12 protein-coding genes are annotated in these 20,043 nt (G+C 33.7%); 6 read left to right on the top strand and 6 right to left on the bottom strand.

Going from position 1 to position 20,043, the window contains the following annotated elements; genetic code table 11:
* Positions 1–174 precede the first annotated feature (174 nt).
* The 6 genes from V5E38_RS23535 to V5E38_RS23510 all read right to left on the bottom strand — a co-directional run bounded on the left by V5E38_RS23535 (position 175) and on the right by V5E38_RS23510 (position 12,580).
* Entirely contained in the window at positions 175–1,260 is a 1,086-nt protein-coding gene (locus V5E38_RS23535; protein WP_499211651.1) for a toxic anion resistance protein, read from the bottom strand.
* 14 nt (positions 1,261–1,274) lie between these two features.
* Complete coding sequence (locus tag V5E38_RS23530; protein WP_499211650.1) at positions 1,275–2,894, bottom strand: YceG family protein; 1,620 nt, start codon at positions 2,892–2,894, stop codon at positions 1,275–1,277.
* A gap of 23 nt (positions 2,895–2,917) precedes the next feature.
* Positions 2,918–3,124: a helix-turn-helix domain-containing protein gene (locus tag V5E38_RS23525; protein WP_025671239.1), complete on the bottom strand. Its 207-nt coding sequence runs from the start codon at positions 3,122–3,124 to the stop codon at positions 2,918–2,920.
* A gap of 204 nt (positions 3,125–3,328) precedes the next feature.
* The gene (locus V5E38_RS23520; protein ID WP_499211649.1) at positions 3,329–3,907 is read right to left on the bottom strand and encodes a TerD family protein; all 579 of its coding nucleotides are present in this window, start codon (positions 3,905–3,907) and stop codon (positions 3,329–3,331) included.
* Between the two features lie 34 nt (positions 3,908–3,941).
* The gene (locus V5E38_RS23515) at positions 3,942–4,535 is read right to left on the bottom strand and encodes a TerD family protein (protein ID WP_098233571.1); all 594 of its coding nucleotides are present in this window, start codon (positions 4,533–4,535) and stop codon (positions 3,942–3,944) included.
* A 704-nt stretch (positions 4,536–5,239) separates the two neighbouring features.
* A complete protein-coding gene (locus V5E38_RS23510; RefSeq protein WP_499211648.1) occupies positions 5,240–12,580 on the bottom strand; it encodes an Ig-like domain-containing protein in 7,341 nt (2,446 codons plus the stop codon).
* Positions 12,581–12,910: 330 nt separating this feature from the next.
* On the opposite strand from V5E38_RS23510, the gene V5E38_RS23505 reads away from it, so the two are divergent.
* From V5E38_RS23505 to V5E38_RS23480, 6 genes are all read left to right on the top strand, one after another.
* The gene (locus V5E38_RS23505; RefSeq protein ID WP_499211647.1) at positions 12,911–14,131 is read left to right on the top strand and encodes a HupE/UreJ family protein; all 1,221 of its coding nucleotides are present in this window, start codon (positions 12,911–12,913) and stop codon (positions 14,129–14,131) included.
* Between the two features lie 18 nt (positions 14,132–14,149).
* Positions 14,150–15,184, top strand: coding sequence for a permease (locus tag V5E38_RS23500; protein WP_499211646.1), 1,035 nt, complete (start codon positions 14,150–14,152; stop codon positions 15,182–15,184).
* A 15-nt stretch (positions 15,185–15,199) separates the two neighbouring features.
* A complete protein-coding gene (locus V5E38_RS23495) occupies positions 15,200–16,132 on the top strand; it encodes a TIGR03943 family putative permease subunit (RefSeq protein ID WP_499211645.1) in 933 nt (310 codons plus the stop codon).
* A 27-nt stretch (positions 16,133–16,159) separates the two neighbouring features.
* Positions 16,160–17,011, top strand: a complete 852-nt coding sequence (locus tag V5E38_RS23490; protein WP_499211644.1) for a hypothetical protein — start codon at positions 16,160–16,162, stop codon at positions 17,009–17,011.
* A gap of 214 nt (positions 17,012–17,225) precedes the next feature.
* The gene (locus tag V5E38_RS23485) at positions 17,226–18,866 is read left to right on the top strand and encodes a copper resistance protein CopC (RefSeq protein ID WP_499211643.1); all 1,641 of its coding nucleotides are present in this window, start codon (positions 17,226–17,228) and stop codon (positions 18,864–18,866) included.
* Positions 18,867–18,894: 28 nt separating this feature from the next.
* Positions 18,895–19,518, top strand: coding sequence for a YcnI family copper-binding membrane protein (locus tag V5E38_RS23480; protein ID WP_499211642.1), 624 nt, complete (start codon positions 18,895–18,897; stop codon positions 19,516–19,518).
* The last annotated feature ends 525 nt before the right edge of the window (positions 19,519–20,043 follow it).

The raw sequence follows: 20,043 nt of genomic DNA, 5'->3' as shown, positions 1-20,043 counted from the left end.
TCGAAATAAAAGAATGAATAATCTCTAAAAAGGCTCCCCGATTATCTAAATCAGAAGCATTATATAATTTAGTATTACTAGATAGTTAATAAGCATTCAGTACAATAAAAAGCAAAAGTCAGTAGCTTGTCGGCCACTGACTTTTTAAAAACGATTGAATAATCCTTAATATCATTACTTTCCTTGCTTAAGTTTAATGAAGTTTTCTTGCAGTTGCTCTAAACGCAATTTACCTTGTTCACGTTGAATTTTATTTTCTTCTTCAATCGCTTTCGTTTCTTGCATACCCTTCATAATGATATTCCAAGTTTCTTCCATCGTCTCAATCTTAATGCTAGGAGATCCTGATAATCTAGCAATATCCACGCTTTGCTGTGAAATTGTATTGGCATTACGTAATAATAATTCGTTTGTTCTCTTATCTAATTCATTCATTGATTGAGCTACTAAATTTTGTCTCTTAGCTGCTATTGCATTAATTAATGCAGTTTTAAAAATTGGAATTGTTGTTACAAAGGCTGAGTTAATTTTACCAATCAGTTTAGTATTACCTCGTTGTAATAAACGAATTTGCGGAGCTGATTGATAAGCAACTTGTTTTGCCATTTCTAAATCATAAGTACGTTGTTCAAGTAACTCGATCGCATTTTTCAAGGAATCTAACTCCATCATAGCGAGCTGATTACCTGATCCAGCTCGTTCAGTTAAAGCAGGAAGTTGTGTTTTTAATTCTTCTGCTTTCATTTCTGCAGCTACAATATATTTTTCTAGCTCCATATAATATGCGACGTTTTGCTCGTAAAGTTGTTCTAATGTATTTGTGGATGTTTTCATTTCGTGTTCATACTTTGTAATTTCTACATAGACTTTATCAATTTCAGTACCCATTGATTGATATTTATCAAATAATTTATCAATTAACTTTTGACCACGATTAAAAATTTTTGAAAGAAACCCTTTTTCTTCTGCAAAATCTTTCGCATCAAAGCGGTCCATAATTTTTCCTAATTGTTTTAATAGAACGCTAGATTCTTCCATACTTGAAGCCTTAATTGTATTTAATATTTTACCTGAGAAGGTTGAAATTTCAGTTGCTGGTTCTTTCCCGTACTCCAATAAAGCTATTTGATTTTTATGGTCTATTGAACTTGCTAGACGGTGTACTTCCGGTTCATTTCTTAATTGCAATTTCATATCATTTGCATTCGTTTGTAAAATTTCATCTTGCTTTTCTAAACTAGTAAGTGTATTTATAGACATTTTAAGTTCCCCTTTTATTTAACTATTTTTCTAAATAGATTTTTAATTAGTGACTGTCCTGATGCTCGCAACACTTGAAATTCAGTATCAAAAGTAACTTCATCTAGCCAATGGGAATCGAATAATTTGTCATCTACGAATAGTTCGATATCATTCTGACCCGTCGGATTAAGTAAAACTAGATCCACTCCAAACTCATTTAATAATAGAAGTAGTGCTGCGTCGTTTCTATTTAGTTCACCATCTCTTTCTGTATTGTAAATAATTAATTTTGGAACTTGTTGTGTATAATCAAACTGTTGCAGTAATCTTAATATTTCGTTTGGTATATTCATAGATTGGCTAAATAAAAATAGTTGTGTCTGAGCCTTTGTTTCATTTGGTAGTGACTTAATATTTGCTCTGTCAACATATCTGGATATAGCAGAAGCTAGACCAAACTGTAATCCGCTCGGAAGTTCTTTATATCTCCACCAGTTACTAACCAACATCTTATCGGGGTCAAGCATCCCGTCACGCCCTAAAGCATTTTGGTAATGATATTGTTGGTTTCCTTTAACTAATTGGGTAAATGGAAATTTATCTATTTTAAGTGCTAAATTAGTTTCAGTTAGTTGGCCAATCTTTTCCCAATATTCACGATGGTTTTTCGTCACACCTAAAATCTTCATAAAGAAAACCGGTATTTCAACACTATTGTCTTTTACTTGAAAATTAGGACGTAACATTGCTCTTTCTTTATGTAAAATGAATAGTTCATCAAAGGTTGTTTTTAACGTAATTGATCTTGGAGCATAGTTTCTAAATTGCCATGGTTTATATAATAAAGAATCCTCAGTATGCAATAATTTCTCAATTTCCTTTGTTGCTCTATGGGCAACTGTACTCTTCCTAACTGGCTTTTCTTTAGGAAAAGGTACGAAAGATGTCGTTGAAGGTAGTATTTTAATTCCGTCGTTCTTGGTACCTAATAAATGAGATAATGAATCTTTTCCTTCAGGATGAAATATAGCAACATCAAAACCTAAAATGATTAGCAAGTAAAGGAAATAACATTCACTTAGCGTTGTATCACCATACCATAAGATCAATGGAGAACTAGTAGGAAAACTCTCAATCCATTTATTTACATGGTTATGTAACCATTTTACGAGATCAACTATGATCCTTCTAAAATTACTATCAAGGAATCCATTTTTATGTGAATCTTTAAAGCTAGATAATACAGATTTAATTTGCTCTCGAATATGTCTATGTATGTTCTCATTTTCGTGCTTCGGAATTAATCGCTCACCTTCAAGGAATGCAATTAGTCTGTTCACTGACAATCCATTTTCAGCACTGTTTATTGTTACTATTCTTTGAACTGCTTGTAACATATCATTCGAAATAGTCTTGTTTAATTCTTCGCTTAATAGAATGACATTTAAAGACTCGTCATGTACTAGTTCATATAGGTTTTCAAAATACTCATCTTCATCCATGTTTGTTCCTAAAATTCTCCATGCAATTTGATTAAACTGTATGGTTTCACCTTCTACTTGATAAGATTGTCTTAATGTCGAAGGTTGTTTCAAGATACTCAACCACTCATGTTGATTAATATCCATTGCTTTTGGGTTGATCGCAGACATATAGATACTCCTTTCCGATGTCATTATTTCATTTTTGGTTGTCCGAAAACTGCTAACATACCTTCACGAGTTACTACCCAAGAGGAACCAAATTTACGTATCGTACCGTCTGGAAAATCATTTATTCGTTTCCGTAATGTTGAGTCATTGATCCCCCATTCTTGACACGCTTGACGTGAACTAAGTAAACTTGGATCATTTAAATTTATCGTATTACTTTGTTTATTCAAAATCCCACCCCGAACTTCCAAATAATGCAACATTACATTAGGAAAACATTTTAAACTTAGATTACAATCTAGTACATCTTTAGAAATCATTTTCTAAAGATGTACTAAACGATAAGAAAGAAGTTTTTTGGACTATGTCCATAAAAAAGGGGAAATACACACACTTTCCCCTTTTGACTATCAAAATACTTTTTTTAGTTAAAATTAAGCGTCTAATCCGTAATCTCTAACTAATGAAATTAAACCGCCTTGGTATCCACTACCAATCGCATTAAATTTCCATTCGCCATTGTGACGATATAATTCACCTACAACTACTGAAGTTTCAATTGAGAAATCTTCACCTAAATCATAACGAATTAACTCTTCCCCATTTGATTCATTTAAAATACGAACATAAGAGTTGCTTACTTGTCCAAAATTTTGGTTACGTGCATCAGCTTCATGAATTGTAATCGCAAATGCAATCTTTTCAACTGAAGCAGGAACGTTTGCTAGATTAACTGTAACTTGCTCATCGTCACCATCACCAGCGCCAGTTCTGTTATCGCCGTGGTGTTCAACTGATCCATTTCCACCTACAGTATTGTTATAAAATACAAAGTCTTTTTCAGATGCACATTTGCTAGCTCCATTTAATAAAAATACTGATGAGTCTAAGTCAAAGTCATTGCCGCCACTGTACTTATTAGTGTCCCAACCTAATCCAACAACAATGTTCGTTAAACCAGGATTTGTTTTTGTTAAATCAACCTTTTGTCCTTTTAATAAATTTACTGTCATTTTAAATGCACTCCTTTTCAATTATGTTTTTTATTTATTGAAAACGTTGAACAATTTTATCTAATGCAATATCTTTTGTTCCCTCACCAACTGCAGAGAACTTCCACTCCCCATTATGGCGATAAATCTCACCAGGGTATAACGCAGTTAATCCTGAATAATTATCAGTGATATTGTAGTTTACTAACTCAGCGTTTGCTGACTTGTCTACTACTCGAATAAATGCGTTTTTAATCATACCGAAATCTTGCTTACGTTGAACACAAGCATAGATATTTACAACAAATACAAGTTTATGTACATAAGAAGGAACCTTATTTAAATTAACAAATACTTGCTCATCGTCACCGTTACCATCACCCGTTAGATTATCTCCAGAATGAACTACGCTACCGCATAAGCTTTTTTTGTTTCCAAAATAGATTACATCACTTGCACTTCTTAACTTGTCATTCTCATCTAACATTAAAACAGAAGCATCACAGTCAATGTTTTCTTGTTTACCAAATCCGAAGAAACCACCACTTTTTTTCACTGGATCCCAACCTAAACCTACAATTAAAGAGGAAAGTCCCGCTCTTCCTTTTGTAAGGTCGACTTTTTGACCTTTTTGTAAAGAAATTGCCATATGCTATTAACACTCCTTATCATGTATTAATCACGCTTGCGTGATTTATAGTTTCATATTATCATATAAACTTTGGAAATACTATTAACAACATGGTGATTTGTGGAATATGTTACAATTTTATGTCATAAAAACATTTGATGAGCTTACTTGGGTAGCCTTGTAGATTGTCTAAGTTCAATTGAGGGTGAGTGGATGCAAATAAGGAGTCTATTTGTGCTAATAAACAGTGGACTGCAATTAAATTCTGAAGATCGCAATTAAAATTGGTAAAACTGCAATTAAAATTAGAGAATCGCAATTAATAATACCGAAACTGCAACTAAATTCCAAAGAATCGCAATTAAAATTAAATATTACCCATACCAGCTAAGGTATTACGAGCTAAAAATGATCAAATGGTAGCTACTTTTAATTGAAAGCTTTCAAATATGTTCCAACTCTTACTAAATCTAATAAAAGTCTGTTAATTACCCATAAAAAGAGCAATCATTTCAACTATAATTGAAAATCTTAGCTAGGATACCTCCCACTAACTGGGGCGTCCATATTATTTTTGAATTTAAAAAGGGGGCCGCCCTTATGTCAGTTATCCTGACTTATGAGACAGCCCCAATCTATTCCAGTACATTTTACGATGAGTATTATCTTTTTTACCAAAATTTAGCTTTCCTTATTAAAAGTGTAGATTTAAAATCCTCTTTTTAAACTTTATTGAATTTGACAACAGTTATAGTAGTCGTAGGACTCACATTTCCACTCTTATCCGTGGATGTTATTGTTAATATTGTTCCAGCCTTTAAGTGAGAATTAATTGTAATAGTAAATTTACCACTACTACTAGCAATTACTTCCCCTAATTTAGTAGAACCACTCTTAACAACCACCTCAGATCCTGGCTCAGCTGTTCCGGTAATAACATCAGCTTTATTCGTTACCGTATTAACAATTGGTGCTGTTGGAGGTGTTTTGTCTATTACTGTTACTTCAACTTTTTCACTACTATTGCCTCCTGAATCAGTAGAAACAATTGTTAATACTGTTCCAGCTAATTGTTTTGCAATTAATACATCAAAACTTCCATTACTATTTGTCTTTGCTGAACCAATAATTTTATTTCCTACAGAAACGAAAATTGTCGATCCTGCTTCGGCCGTCCCAGTCACATGTGTGTCAGAATCACTTACTACATTAACAACTGGTTTTATAGGAGCTGTTTTATCTACTACAATTACTTCAGTTATTGAACTATTATTACCGGCCTTGTCTGTTGAAAAAACTGATAATATTGTTCCTGCACTTTGTTTTGAAGATAATAAAACAGTGAAGTCACCATCCTGATTTGTAACCGCTTGACCTAGAATGACAATCCCTTTTGAAACTGTGATTGTTGTTCCCGGCTCTGCTTTTCCTGTTACATACATACTATAGTCTTGTACTTCATTTACGACAGGAGCATTTGGTGCTGTTTTATCTACTACAATTACTTCAGTTATTGAACTATTATTACCTGCGTTGTCTGTTGAAACAACTGATAGTTTTGTTCCTGCACTTTGTTTTGTATCTAATAAAACGCTGAAGTTACCATCTTGATTTGTTACTGCTTGGCCTAGAATTACGATGCCTTTTGAAACTGTGATTGTTGATCCCGGCTCTGCTTTTCCTGTTACATACGTACTATTATCTTGTACTTCATTTACAACAGGCGCGTTTGGCGCAGTCTTATCACTTACAGTTACTTCTACTCTGTCACTTTCATTATTTGCTGAGTTAACTGCTGTTACAACAATTTTCGTACCAGCTGCTTGTTTTGTAATTTTCATTTCAAAGTTTCCAGTATGATCTGCTATTGCATTAGCAATTTCATTACCATTTACTTTTGCAATTACTTTCGCTCCAGCTTCAGATGTACCGGTAATTTTCTCATCTTGATCAGAAATAGCATTCACTACAGGAGCTTTTGGAGCAGCAGTATGAGTTCCAACTAATTCTATCGTATCCCTTACCCGTATACGATTTCCTTCTGAGAATTTACCTGCTAGACCAGTTGCTTCTAATGTATCCCCAATATTTAGGCTTGGTACAGGTCCGCTTTGGTTCACAACATATCCATCTGTAAATACTAATGTTGGTCCTGAACCATCATCAATCACATAGGAATTATCGTCATACTTAGAAACAACTTTACCAGTTACTTTAATTAATTGACCTTGATTCTCTTCATTATTTGAATCTTTTGTACTAACAACCTTCGCTTCGATTGGCGTTCCTTTACCTAGTTTTACAACACTCTCTGTAAAACTACCAAACTCTAATTCAAAGTTATTTTCAAATATTTTTATATGACCATATATGCGTACCTTATCGCCAACTTGTAGACTTCCTGCTGGCACATCATTAAAGGCCATAATTCCACCAGTATCATCTTGAATGTAAGCAGCATCAAAGAATGAAGTAGCTGTTACTGTTCCCTCAACAACAGCGTTCGTTCCTTCTGCAAGCTTACGAGCATCACCAATCGACTTTACTTCGGGATCAAGATGAGACAACCAATTTACAACGTTTACTGCAAACGGGTCATTCCCTTTTGGATTATATGTTTGATCCATTTGTTTATCATTAAAGATATTCATACCTGAAACGAATACTCTACCATTTCCAACTTGTTCAGAAGCAATGACCGGAATGCTAGAGCCACCAGTGACTTGCTCTAATGCTGGACCATTTTTTCCATTCGAAGTTTGAACATTGTATTTTACAGTATCCGATTTAATACTAGTTGTATCTTGGAATGTAGATTCATTTCCTTGAACTAGAACTTTTACAGTATCGCTATCGGTTAGTGGTATTTTATTCCCCGATCCATCATTTTTAGCAAGACTAGATCCACTATAAAACTCAATCGGTTGAATAAAATCCGTTAACGTTGTTTTTTGATTCGGCGTTGGGTGTAATCTAACTGCATAATTAGCTGTCAGTGGTGTTCCCCAGAAGTTACCGTCATTTGTTTCATCAAAAATACCGTCATTGTTTACTAAAATACTTGAACCTACACCTGATAAAATACTATTTATGTTTTGATTTGTAGCACCAAAGTTACTCTTTTCTGTCAGTAATAAAGAACCACCATTTTTCACGAAATTATTAATCTCTGAAATTTCACTAGCAGAATATGCTGTAGCCGGGTGTGTAACGACTAATACACTAACGCTCTTTAATACTTGTTCTGTAAGTGGTGAAGAATTTTCTGCTACAGTATAGCCTTGTTGCTTCATTAAAGTTGTAAATAATTTAAAATTATCTTTATATGTGCCAGTATCTTGTTTTGAATTCTCATTGTTGTGAGAACCATCAATCATGACCACTTTGTTTAATGGAGCTTTAATTGTAAATGATTGCTCGTATTTATTATTACCGAGATCATGTCCATCAGCTGCTGATAAAACAACAATGATATTATGTGTACCTGGAACTGGATCCGTCCATGTAACACTAGCACTTGCTGATGAGTTAGATGGAAGCGAATCAATTGAAGCATCCGCAATAAAATGATTTGCATCAAAACTATCATAATAGAAATGAGCAGTTACTTGTTTAACATCTAAAGATCCTTGGTTACTTATTCCTGCTGTTAAATTAGCTGAAAGTCCACCAATAATCGCTCCATCTTTCGTCGTAACATCACTTACTTTTACCGCTAAGTCTTTCTGTTGTGACCAAATTGGTGCTGAGTAAATTTGGTCTCCATCTTTTTGTGTAACTTTTACAACAAACCATTGTTGTCCGCCTACAACTGTAAAGCTAGGCTTCCAATTAAATGTAGTTGAATCATCTGTTGGAACATACTTATCAATCACTGTTCCGTGATTTGTAATTAATTCTACTTTTGCGATTGCATCGTTAGAAGCAGTTTTTATATAGCTATAATCTGAATCACTAGCTTGTTCTAAAACAGGATCTTTACCTGAAATATTAAAATCTAATGTATCAGTATCCACTGTGGATCCCATATAAAAGCCACTTGCTGATACATCTAATGAAAAGTTAGGATCCTCTGACATATAAACGCGTTTGTTTTTCATTGCATCAAGTAGAGCATCTTGACTTAAATCCTTTGCTACGATTACAGTACGCTTCTTCGTTTGCCCCCATGTTCCATCATGGTTATCTTCACCATAAGTTGGTGCGACATGCCAGCCGATATCAAGAGCACTATAGTATTTATCTTCTGCGTTCGCATATGAATATTTTCCTGATCCATTCCCTACCTCAAGCATTGTGAATAGCTTGTCTAAATTTTTGTTATAAGGGATGAAGTTATCAAATGCATTTGCAGACATTTTTGGATGGTTGAATTGCGCTACGATATTGTCATATGTTAATACCCAACCATAATACTTTTGTAAATTTTGGTAAGCACCGCCTTCTACAACGCGATCAATGAAATTTTCAGTTCCGAATACATTTGAGTGACCCCATGTTGTTGATGTCATTTCAAACGCAGGGAAAACTACGAATTGACCATCTTTCGTATATTGTTTTGCTAAATCTTTTGTTAATTGCCAATCGGTACCACCTGTTCTCTCTTTAAAACCTTTACGATCAACAGTATCTTTATTAACAAGATCTGCATCGATATCGTGAGAGTGATCCGAGAAGGCAAAGAAATCATAATGATACTTTTCAGCAGCTTTTAATGCTTCTTCAGGAGTACCTGCAGCATCATGAGAAATATTCGTATGATTATGTGTTGTTCCACGGTAATGATTTCCACCAGTAAATCTTTCTGTAACTGTGAATTTCCATGTAAAGGTAGAAGGATTATTTAATTTATCCTTTGCAGTTACCGTTATGGTATGGTCACCTTCAGTTAATTCATTTGCAGTTGTAAGATTTACTTTAATTTGTGTGTCATTAATTGTTGCAATCGAAGTTTTATCTTGACCATCGATGGAAATAGCTGCTGATGAAAGATTGATTCCACTTGGGTCATCCATTTTCACAACGATTTCAGGATGTCTTGAATCAGTTTTATCACCATTTGCAGGTAACTCATTAAAAAATTTAGGACCATCTTGATCGTCTACTACATTCACTTCTAAAGGCTTTGAAATACTACCTACAGCTTGTTTACCTTCTGCATTTTCCGCTTCGATATAATAGTAGAACTTTACTTTTGGAACATCTGCTTCTAAAATTTTCCCATTATAATTAATATGGTCTGCAGTGTCCATAATCACTGAACGATAAGAAGTGTCACTTTCTCCTTTATAATAAAGCGTAACTGAATCTGCATTCTTTGCAACGGCATTAAAAGCAGCATCCATTCCTGTATAAGCTTTTGTAATTGGAGTATGATTTAAAACTAATTGACCTTTTACATCACTTCCGTTTCTAGGTAAAAGTAGATATCCACTCGTAAAAGGTGCAGCTTTTTTATATTGGTTGACAATACCCGTAAAAGTGTAAGTCTGACCTTGTTCAATATTACCTAGGGATCCTTGAATACGGACGATTGCTAACTTTTCACCAGATTCGTCACTTACTGTAATATCATAATTTGGACCTTCTGTAGGAACATTTGTTACTTTTCCTGTAAATGAAACTAATTTACCTTCAGTTGCCTCATTTAGCTCGCCGATTGTAATATTTGTAGCTGCCGGTAAATGATCATTTCCAACAAAGCGAATCGCCGTTGGAATAAACTGAGTCATCCCCGCTGTAAATACTACTCGTCCATCAATACTATATTTATTTCCTGCTTGAATCGTAGTAGCAGGATTCATATGATTGATAATATTGATTGCACCTGCCTGATCTTGAATAAAGAAATTTGTACTTACATCGCCTTTAGGTTGATTATCTGTAGTTGCTACTCCTTCAATTGTAGTGGAGTAACCAGTGTTGATTGGAAATCCTATTTCATCATTTTTTCTTAATTCACTAATTGAAGTAACTGATTTATCCTTACCAGCAACATCTACTCTCGCATAGTAACTTTCCTTTGGAGTAGGTTGCGTGGAATCAGTTTCTGTTAAGTAGATAGATGTCTGATCACTAGAATCTGCAAAACTTAGTGAAAAAGAACCGTCAGCTTCTGCAGTTACTTCTTGCCCGTTAGTTAATTTACCTTCACTCTCAAAATAGGCTTTTACAGTAGATGAAGCAGGTACTGATCCAGCTTGCCCTGTAACGCTAGATGTACCATTAGATTTTGTATAAGTTATTTTAGAGCCATCTGGAGAAAGCATAAATTTTGAGTTATGTACGACCATTTCGAAAGAATAGTTCGCACTTGATGGTTTATTCAGGACGAAATCTTTTGAAGGATCTTTTGTAAACCAGCCATTTCCAAGTCCATATGCTGAACGTGGGTCTGTGCCGATATTTGTTTTACGTTGGATTGTCCCCCCACCAATTGTAGAATCTGAGATTGGATTTCCCCAATATAAAGGGTTTTTATAAACGGCTGTACCATTTGTATACGCTAGTAAATCAATTGCGTCTGGATCATCTACTCCTGTAACAGCTGTCGTTTTCTTTGCAAGTACTAATGCGCCACCAGTTGAACCACTTGGGTTTAAAGTAGTCGTACTATCTGGAATCACAGGAAGTGCTTGTCCTGTCGTACCTGTACTACCTGCTACTAAGAAGTAACTATGCGCTTTAATAATGCCTGATAGAGCTTGCCCTGCTCCAAAGTTCATTGTTGATGCTGAAGTATAAGCAATAGACCAGCCTGTTAAATTAATGTCTTTATCTGTATTATTATAAAGTTCAAAAAATTTTGTTTTGTAGAATGCTCCCCCATTACCACCATTTACATAGATTTGGCTAAATACTACGTCACCTGGTGAAATGACTTTTGGGTTTTCAGTTGGACCAGTATAGTTTACAGCAGTTCGATCACTTGGATTCTTTTCTGCTTCTTGAGCAACTAAATTAACTACTGATTTCGACCCGGGATTTGCAAATGTTACGTTAAATGAACCATCTGCTGCAGCTGTTGTAGTTGCTACGATTGTATTGTCATCGAAATATAGATTTATGCTTGCATTACCAGTAACTGCTCCTGCAGTACCTGATACATTTGTATACGAATTAAAAGTAATTTTTGTAGCTATTGGAGCGGCTGTTTTCTGAACGACAGAACCTGAGAAATTTACTGAAACTTTATCACTTTCAGCTTTTCCATTTTCTTGTGCAGTGATATATACAACCGATTGTGAATTGGTAACTGTAGAGGTAAATGCACCATCCGCTGAAGCCGTAGTCGTACCAGCTAGTTTATTATCATTATTGTAAACCCTTACAATTGAATTACTTGCGACTGCACCAGCATTTCCAGTTACTGTTGAATTTGTAGAATAATTAATTTTTGTTGCGTCAGGTGTAGCTGTTTTTTCTAAAGTTGGAGATCCATTTGGCTCACCATTAATAACAATATCAGCAATACGACTTGTACCAGTTGTCGTACTAAAATTAGAACCGTCATTTTTTGCAGCTAGTGGTGAATTGACAATCCATCTTAAATAAACTAAATTCTTGTCATTTACCTCACTTGGCAACGCTACATTATTTAGTTGTCCCCCACTTGACCATGTAGCACTTCCCGTAGAAACAGAACCACCAGGTACATCAACCCATGAATTTTCATCCAAACTATATTGAAGTTTGAAATCTTTTGGCCCCGTTGAAGAACTATATTGTTTAGATGAAAGAGTTATATTTTCATAGTTTTTTGTTGATAATGAAACTTCCCAATAAGAACTATTATTTGACCATGTATTTGCGTTAATAACTGTATTCCCAGAAGGGCCAGCATTATAACCAGTAACCTTAGAACCAGTTGTTGTTATATTACTATTCATATTTTCTGGTATTCCAGCAGATGGTGTTGTTACTTGTCCATTACTAAAATCCCATTTTGCTAAAGTAGTTGAAGTGGCTGCTTTAGCCATTTGTGGACTAATTGTTGATAATAGCAATAGTATCGTTGCAAAAAGACCAAAATACCTTTTGTACTTATGCATTATTTTGTGCATGAAAATTTCCCCACTTTAATTTATTATTTCTAATTAACCAAAACCTTCTTTCAAAAACACAGGACTATTTTACCATTGGATTATTTCTAAATAACCAAAACCTTTTCTTGAAAACACGGGACTATTTTACCATTGGGAAATAATTACAAAATGCTCTCCTCTCCTCACTTGAATTTAGTTAACGCCAGTTAACTATATAATGTATATCATAGAAAATTCTACAATACTAGTCTAAATTTACGAACTCTTTACAATTCTAAGACAATTCTGTAACATCTACTTTGTACGATAACTATGTCTTTCTTACTTTTTATTTCCCGGAGGAAACAAATGAATAATAGTATTTTTTACTTATCAAAAAATAGATTCAGTCGTGCTTTTCCCCTAGTTTTCTGCTTGCTCATTTTTTTTAGTACATCTTTTCGAACTGCAGAAGCTCATTCATTAAGTGCTAGTTACACTACACTAAATCTCTTAAAATCAAAAAATACAATGAACTTTGCTTTAGATGAAGTTTCTGTCATGGAATTAACAGGCGGGGATGTTAATAAAAACGGAATGTTAGACCCAGATGAATTTGAAGCAATAAAGAAGAAAATAGAAACCACAATCCAGAGTAATCTTATTTTGAAAATGAATGGAGAAAAACAAAATTGGACAAAGGTAAATAAATTGGAACTTAACCGCAAAGGTGATGCTACCCAACTCATCCTTGAGGTTGATTACCCTGCAATTCAACCTTCTCAATCTATTAGTCTTGTTGACCATTTGTATGAAAAAGATACAAGTACAAGTAAAACTTATGTTGATTTGTTGAAAGTGAAATACGGACATGATAGTAGTACTGCCGCTCTTTCAGATCAAGGCCGTATGTGGTCTATGATTCTTAGTGACAGTGCATTTGAGGGATTAAGCAATAATCCGGACACAATTCAACCTTCAAAACAACAGCAACAGGCCGTAATAAAAAAAGAATCCCATTCGGACTCTACTACAAATACATCATCAAAGGGATGGTTAACGTTTTTAAAGCTTGGTATGAATCATATACTTACCGGTTATGATCATTTACTATTTTTACTTTCACTACTGATTGCAAGACAAAGCTTTAAGCAGTTTGCTAAAGTAATTACTGCTTTTACAGTCGCACATAGTTTGACTTTGACACTAACTGTTTTAGGATTCATTTCAATTCCTTCTTATATCGTCGAACCTGCAATTGCGATTAGTATATGTTATGTAGCGATTGAAAATATCTTCCGTAAAAACATAGGCCATCGTTGGGTATTAACTTTTATTTTTGGATTAATTCATGGAATGGGTTTTGCAGATTTATTAACAGCAATGCATCTTTCAAAAAGTGAATTAGCAGCCGATTTAGTTAGCTTTAACCTTGGAATTGAAGTCGTTCAGCTTTCGATTGTACTTTTATTACTACCACTATTAGCACAATTACATCGCTCGAAGTATTCGAGGAATGCAATTATTTCTACCTCTACGATTGCCTTTATATTAGGTGGAATTTGGTTATTTGAACGTATCATATCTTAAACAGAAAGAGTGAAACCTTTGCGAAGTATTGCTACCGAGAAAAGATCGCCAGTCAATTCAAATCGACATTTTCTAATCATTATTTGCTTACTATTTGTATTTTTATTATATATTTTATCTACAACAGGACTAAGTTCAGTTTTTTCGATTGCTAAACTACAAGTCTTTAAGATGATCTTTATTAGTATTATTATCGAAGCTTTGCCTTTTATTTTAATCGGTGTATTCGTTTCAGCGATCCTTCAGGTGTTCGTTACAGATCAAATGGTCAGCCGGTTTATACCAAAAAATCCTTTATTAGGTATAATCGCAGCAAGTGTTTTAGGCATCATCTTTCCGATTTGTGAGTGTGGAATGGTACCCGCCATTCGTAAACTGATTAAGAAAGGCATGCCATTGTATGTTGCGGTCACTTTTATATTAGTCGGACCGATTTTAAATCCCATTGTCTTTTTATCAACAATAACAGCTTTTCGTAATCAACCAACTGTTGCATATTATCGTATGGGACTTGCTTTTGTAGTTGCACTAATCGTGGGACTGATTGTTTTTCAATTTGTTAAGTCAAATCAATTACGAGAACAAGCTGTTCAATCAAATGAAGATCATCATCATCATCACGATCATAAACACAATACTGCATCTCATAATAAGTTCATTGAGATTGTAGGCCATGCAGTAAATGAATTTTTTGATATGGGGAAATACTTAGTTTTCGGTTCGATCATAGTTGCTCTACTTCAAATTATCATTTCTCAAAATAGTTTAATAGAATTAGGTAAAAGTGGTCCAGCGGCAAACTTCCTAATGATGGGATTAGGCTTTATTTTATCTCTTTGTTCAACATCAGACGCCTTTGTCGCTCAATCACTTCAAACGATTTTTACAAAAAGCTCTTTAATAGGATTTATGGTTTTCGGACCTATGATCAATATTAAAGGGATCTTGATGATGCTTGCTGTTTTCCGATCTCGATTTGTTTTATTACTTAGTACGCTAGTTTTCATTTTTGTTTTCATTGGAACGCTTGTTTTACAGTCTATTAATTTATAAAGGCAGTGATCTATTTTGAAAAATAAAATCAACTCCACTTCAATTCATCATTTTATAAAAGCTGCTATTCTCTTAGGACTTGCTATTTATATTTTTCAATTGACACTTACAGACGAGATCTTGCAATTTATCGTTCCAGAGCTTGTCATTTATGTAAAAATCGCAACTGCTATTCTGTTAAGTGTCGCAATCGTTCAAATCTATATAGCCGTTCTTTCATTAAAAAGACATATCATTATTTGTGATTGTGATCATGATCATAGTCACGACCAAGTTTTTAGTCATGAGCATCATCATCTTTTAAAAAAATCAGTCGTAAAAGATGTTTTTATTTACAGCTTATTTTTATTCCCTCTATTGCTCGGGTATATTTTGCCAAATCATGCGAGTTCTAGTTCTCTTGCTAATAATAAAGAAATGAATTTTAAAGGACTAGCTGTTCAAGCTTCTACGAATGTACAGGCTGTTGAAGTGGAAGGTCATGAGGACCCTGCTTTAAAAAAAATGTTCAAAACAAATGTGTATGATCAAGATTACGCTAAACTTGGGATGCTACTGTACAAACAGAGCACAATCGAGATGAAGGACAAGTGGTTTATTGAAAAGCTACAATCAATGAATACGTTTGTCGACAATTTCCAAAATAAACAAATTAAAATTAAGGGGTTTATCTATAGAGACCCTAAGTTATCAGATAATCAATTTTTTATTGCACGAATGGGTATGACTCATTGTATTGCCGATATTTCACCGTTTGGTATTATTGCAGAATCAACCATTTCAAAGCAATTTACGAATGATTCTTGGGTAACAATTACAGGAACAATCGGAAAAACAAGCTTTAATGGTCAAACAGTCATTAAAATAAACGTTCAACAATCAGAGCCAGCTAAAGCTCCAAGTGTTCAATATGTGTATCCAGATTGGAACTTTGGTTCAAAGCTTTAGCTTTAAAACGAATTTAGAGGTGTTTATATGATATTGAAGTATGGAAGTCTTTTCTTAGTACTCCTTCTTACGTGTTATAGCTTTAATCATTTTTATCGAAATAAAGAGAGATTTCCTAGAACTTTAAAATCAACGATCTCTTTATTGGTCGGTGTATCCTCAGCTACAATTAGTTTCTTAATCATGTTAACTACAAATTATAATGTACTCTTGGCTTTCATTTTGAATCTTTTGTTAGTCATTTTAATTTTTGTTCTATCCAAGAAACTAATTGATAAAGCCGTTACAGAAACGTTAGCATCTCTACTCGGAGCGTTTATCGGGTTTGTCATCGGTTATATGACATTCACTTCAAGTAAAACGATTGTTATTGTGGATATTCTGTTTATTATTTTTATTTATCTATTGTTATTTTTCGTTGATCGTAAGCTAGTTTCAAATTCAAATCAAAAAAATAAGAATAAAAAAAATCATGCCAAATCAACAAACAGTACTATCATATTAACTTCAATTCTACTTATATTTGTCATCATATTTACCGTTAATATGAATAAAGTAAAAGTTGGTGTCATTGGGCAACCACAAAAGCAAGCTGCAAAACAAGACGATCAAAATGACCTTCAATACGCAACAATTCACGTAACACCATCAGGTTTTAGTCCGAAAAATACAGTATTCAAACCTGCGACAATGACTAAAATTATTGTTGATGTTGATTCAGATGCTGGGGGCAATACAAGATTAGCCTCTACTGACTTAGGTATTAACATTCCATTGAAAACTGGAAAAAATATTCTCTTATTAAATAATCCACTAAAAGGAGAATATACCATCTCTTTGGAGCCTTCTAACTCTGTTGGTAAGTTGGTTGTTAAATAAATAAAATCCACAAGTGATTCGTTTTACTTGTGGATTTTTTGTGTTTTCACCAGCTTGCATAAAGAGTCCAGAACTGTTTAATAATCTTACTATCTAATCCCTGCTCTAATAAAATTTTAAAGTTTATCACATTTCTATCACAATTTTACTTTAAAATTTAGAAGTTGTTTTATTTTCTAATTCACTCTAATAGATATGAGGTGGCATAAAAAAAATGAAAATCCGAGTTATAGGGTTTTCTTTCTTACTATTATTGATTGCTGCTACTTTATTTCCGTCCTTAGCTTCAGCACATGCCTATATCATCAAATCTACACCTAAAGAGAATGAAGTTTTTATAAAATCTCCTCAACGTATTCAAATACAATTTGATGAATCAGTACAGTCTGCATTTCATTCTTTACAAGTTTTAGATGAGGTAGGGAATCGAGTTGATTTGCGAAATGGCAATATAAATAATCAAAATCATTCAATTTTAGAAGGAAACTTAAAACCTAATTTACCAGATGGAAATTATCATATTGTTTGGAAGGTAATTTCTAGTGATGGCCATTCAGTAAATGGTGTCATTCCATTCAGAGTAGGAAAAGTTGATGTTTCATCAATAATCTTGAATAAACCGAACCAATCCTTACCCAATACAGACTTAATGGGAACCTACTCGATTGAATACATGAGTTTACTTTTATTTGTAGGACTTTTATTTTTTAGTTTATTCATTTACAAAAACGACCAGAAAAATAGAACTAATACCTTTAAAAATACTAAAGTTTTACTGTTAATCTTCTATTTTGGAATTTTATTTAGTGTTCTTTTAAGCCTTTTAGTTGAAACAAAAAACTATACCAATGGTTCATGGCCAAGTATTTTTCACAAGGATTTGCTATTGGAAACAATAAACAGTACTAAATTCGGAAGTGTATGGGTAATCCAAATTCTTCTACTTATTGTTCTAGCTAATTCATTGTATATGGCTTGGAGAAGTAAACAAAAAAGTTCTTTCTATTGGTGGTTAAGTGCTTTATTAATCGGCATTTTCTTACTAATCTCAAAAGCTTTTATTGGGCATGCTTCTATGCAAAATGAATTTTTACCAGTTTTCTTTGATTTTATTCATTTACTCTCTGTTTCGATTTGGCTAGGAGGATTAATAGGCATAAGCTATATACTTCCTAAAACGCATAAGAAACATGAGGCAAATGACGTATACTGGAAATCGATCCAACGATATTCTAGTTGGGCAACATTATCGGTCGTTTTACTAATGGCAACTGGTATTTACGCAAGCTTAAAGTATATACCTAACTTTTATTCTTTATTACATACAACCTATGGCAAGGTTTTATGCGGAAAAGTGATCTTATTTCTAGTCATGCTACTTTTAGGATTGATTCATTTTATCAAAGGTAAACGCAGAAAAAATAAATTAGGAAAATCTGTTTGGTTTGAAATAAGTATCGGAGTAATCGTTCTAATCCTATCATCCTTATTAACAAACCTACCAACTGCAATGGAATCACCTGGTCCTTTTAGTAACACAAAGCTAAATAAAGGTTATTCAGTTACATTACACGCGACTCCGAACATAGTCGGAAAAAACAAATTTAAAATTAATATACGAGATAAAAATAATGAGCCTGTATCCACTATTCAACAAGTTACGCTTACCTTTAAAAATACTGACATGAATATGGGAAATAACACTACTCAAGTTAAGAAAAATTCGGCAGGTGTTTATGAAACACAAGGATTTTATACAGATATGGCAGGACATTGGAATGTAAAAGTCCACATTTTAACGAACTCTCTCGATTCTGTAGATGTAGATTTTAAATATATAGTAGGTAGTAAATAATTATTACATTAAAAGGAGACTGACAAAAATGAAAAAATTTATTTTAAAAACGTCTAAAATTATCGCTTCAGCATTCGCGATGACAATGATCTATACTGGGATTGCCAGCGCGCATGTTGTAGTTAACCCTAAAATTTCAACCCCTGGTGCTTGGGAAACATACACAATGAAAGTACCATCTGAAAAAGAAATTGCTACAACAAAAGTTACACTTAAAATACCATCAAAATTTGAATTTGTTTCATATCAGCCTGTCTCAGGATGGAAATTTAGCGAAACAAAAGATGCAAACGGAGTTGTTACATCTGTTACTTGGAGTGCAGAAAATGATGGTATTCAAGCGGGACAATTTCAACAATTCGTATTTATGGCCAAAAATCCAGACGCTGAAGTAAATGGAGCTTGGGATGCATATCAATATTATAAAGATGGCAGTATTGTTGAATGGACTGGTGACGAAAAATCAGAAGCACCACACTCAATTACGAATATCGTAAAAGACACAGCTGTTAAAAGTGAAACTGTTAAAACTACGGAAGTTAAGAAAGATACTGAAAAATCAAGTTCAAGTAATACTTCTTTAATTTTGTCAATTGGGGCAGCTGTCCTTTCAGTGATTGCTTTACTGATTGCGATTCTTAGGAAGAAATAAGATAAAATGAGGGAGTCTTGGAGACCCCTCATTTTTTTATGGGAATGACGTTGTGAGTTGAGGCTCAGCTGCAATTAAGCCTGTTAGAATAGCAAATAAGTGAAGATATGCTGCAATTAAACAGTGTACTGCAATTAAAATCTGAAAATCGCAATTAAATTTGACGAAACAGCAATTAAATTTAGAGAATCGCAAATAAATTTGGCAGAACTGCAATTAATCTTAAGAGAATCTCAAATAAACTTAATATTTACCTATACTAGTAGAGGTATTATGACCTTGAATACACTACAATAGAAGTTCATTTCAAATGGAAAACTAGCAAATATGTTCTATAGAAGCAGAAATTTGATAAAAATCTGCTAATTATCTATAAAAAAGGGCAATTTTATCAGTCTAAAATAAGAGGCATTACTTAAATACCTCCCCTTTTTCCTTTAAACTGACTGATGAAAGAACCTAATCATTCCAAACATGCAAAAAAATAAAACCTGTTCCCGATAAAATCCAAGGAACAGGTTCAAA

The organism is Rossellomorea sp. GAMAL-10_SWC (assembly GCF_049568075.1).
GTDB lineage: Bacteria > Bacillota > Bacilli > Bacillales > Bacillaceae_G > Gottfriedia.
Note: the sequence above shows the minus strand (reverse complement) of the source record. Positions and strands in the feature narration are given on the sequence as shown.

Coding starts and splice junctions, on each gene's coding strand:
- V5E38_RS23535 (WP_499211651.1), bottom strand. CDS start 1,260: ATGTCTATAAATACACTTACTAGTTTAGAAAAGCAAGATGAAATTTTA.
- V5E38_RS23530 (WP_499211650.1), bottom strand. CDS start 2,894: ATGTCTGCGATCAACCCAAAAGCAATGGATATTAATCAACATGAGTGG.
- V5E38_RS23520 (WP_499211649.1), bottom strand. CDS start 3,907: ATGACAGTAAATTTATTAAAAGGACAAAAGGTTGATTTAACAAAAACA.
- V5E38_RS23515 (WP_098233571.1), bottom strand. CDS start 4,535: ATGGCAATTTCTTTACAAAAAGGTCAAAAAGTCGACCTTACAAAAGGA.
- V5E38_RS23510 (WP_499211648.1), bottom strand. CDS start 12,580: ATGCACAAAATAATGCATAAGTACAAAAGGTATTTTGGTCTTTTTGCA.
- V5E38_RS23505 (WP_499211647.1), top strand. CDS start 12,911: ATGAATAATAGTATTTTTTACTTATCAAAAAATAGATTCAGTCGTGCT.
- V5E38_RS23490 (WP_499211644.1), top strand. CDS start 16,160: ATGATATTGAAGTATGGAAGTCTTTTCTTAGTACTCCTTCTTACGTGT.
- V5E38_RS23485 (WP_499211643.1), top strand. CDS start 17,226: ATGAAAATCCGAGTTATAGGGTTTTCTTTCTTACTATTATTGATTGCT.
- V5E38_RS23480 (WP_499211642.1), top strand. CDS start 18,895: ATGAAAAAATTTATTTTAAAAACGTCTAAAATTATCGCTTCAGCATTC.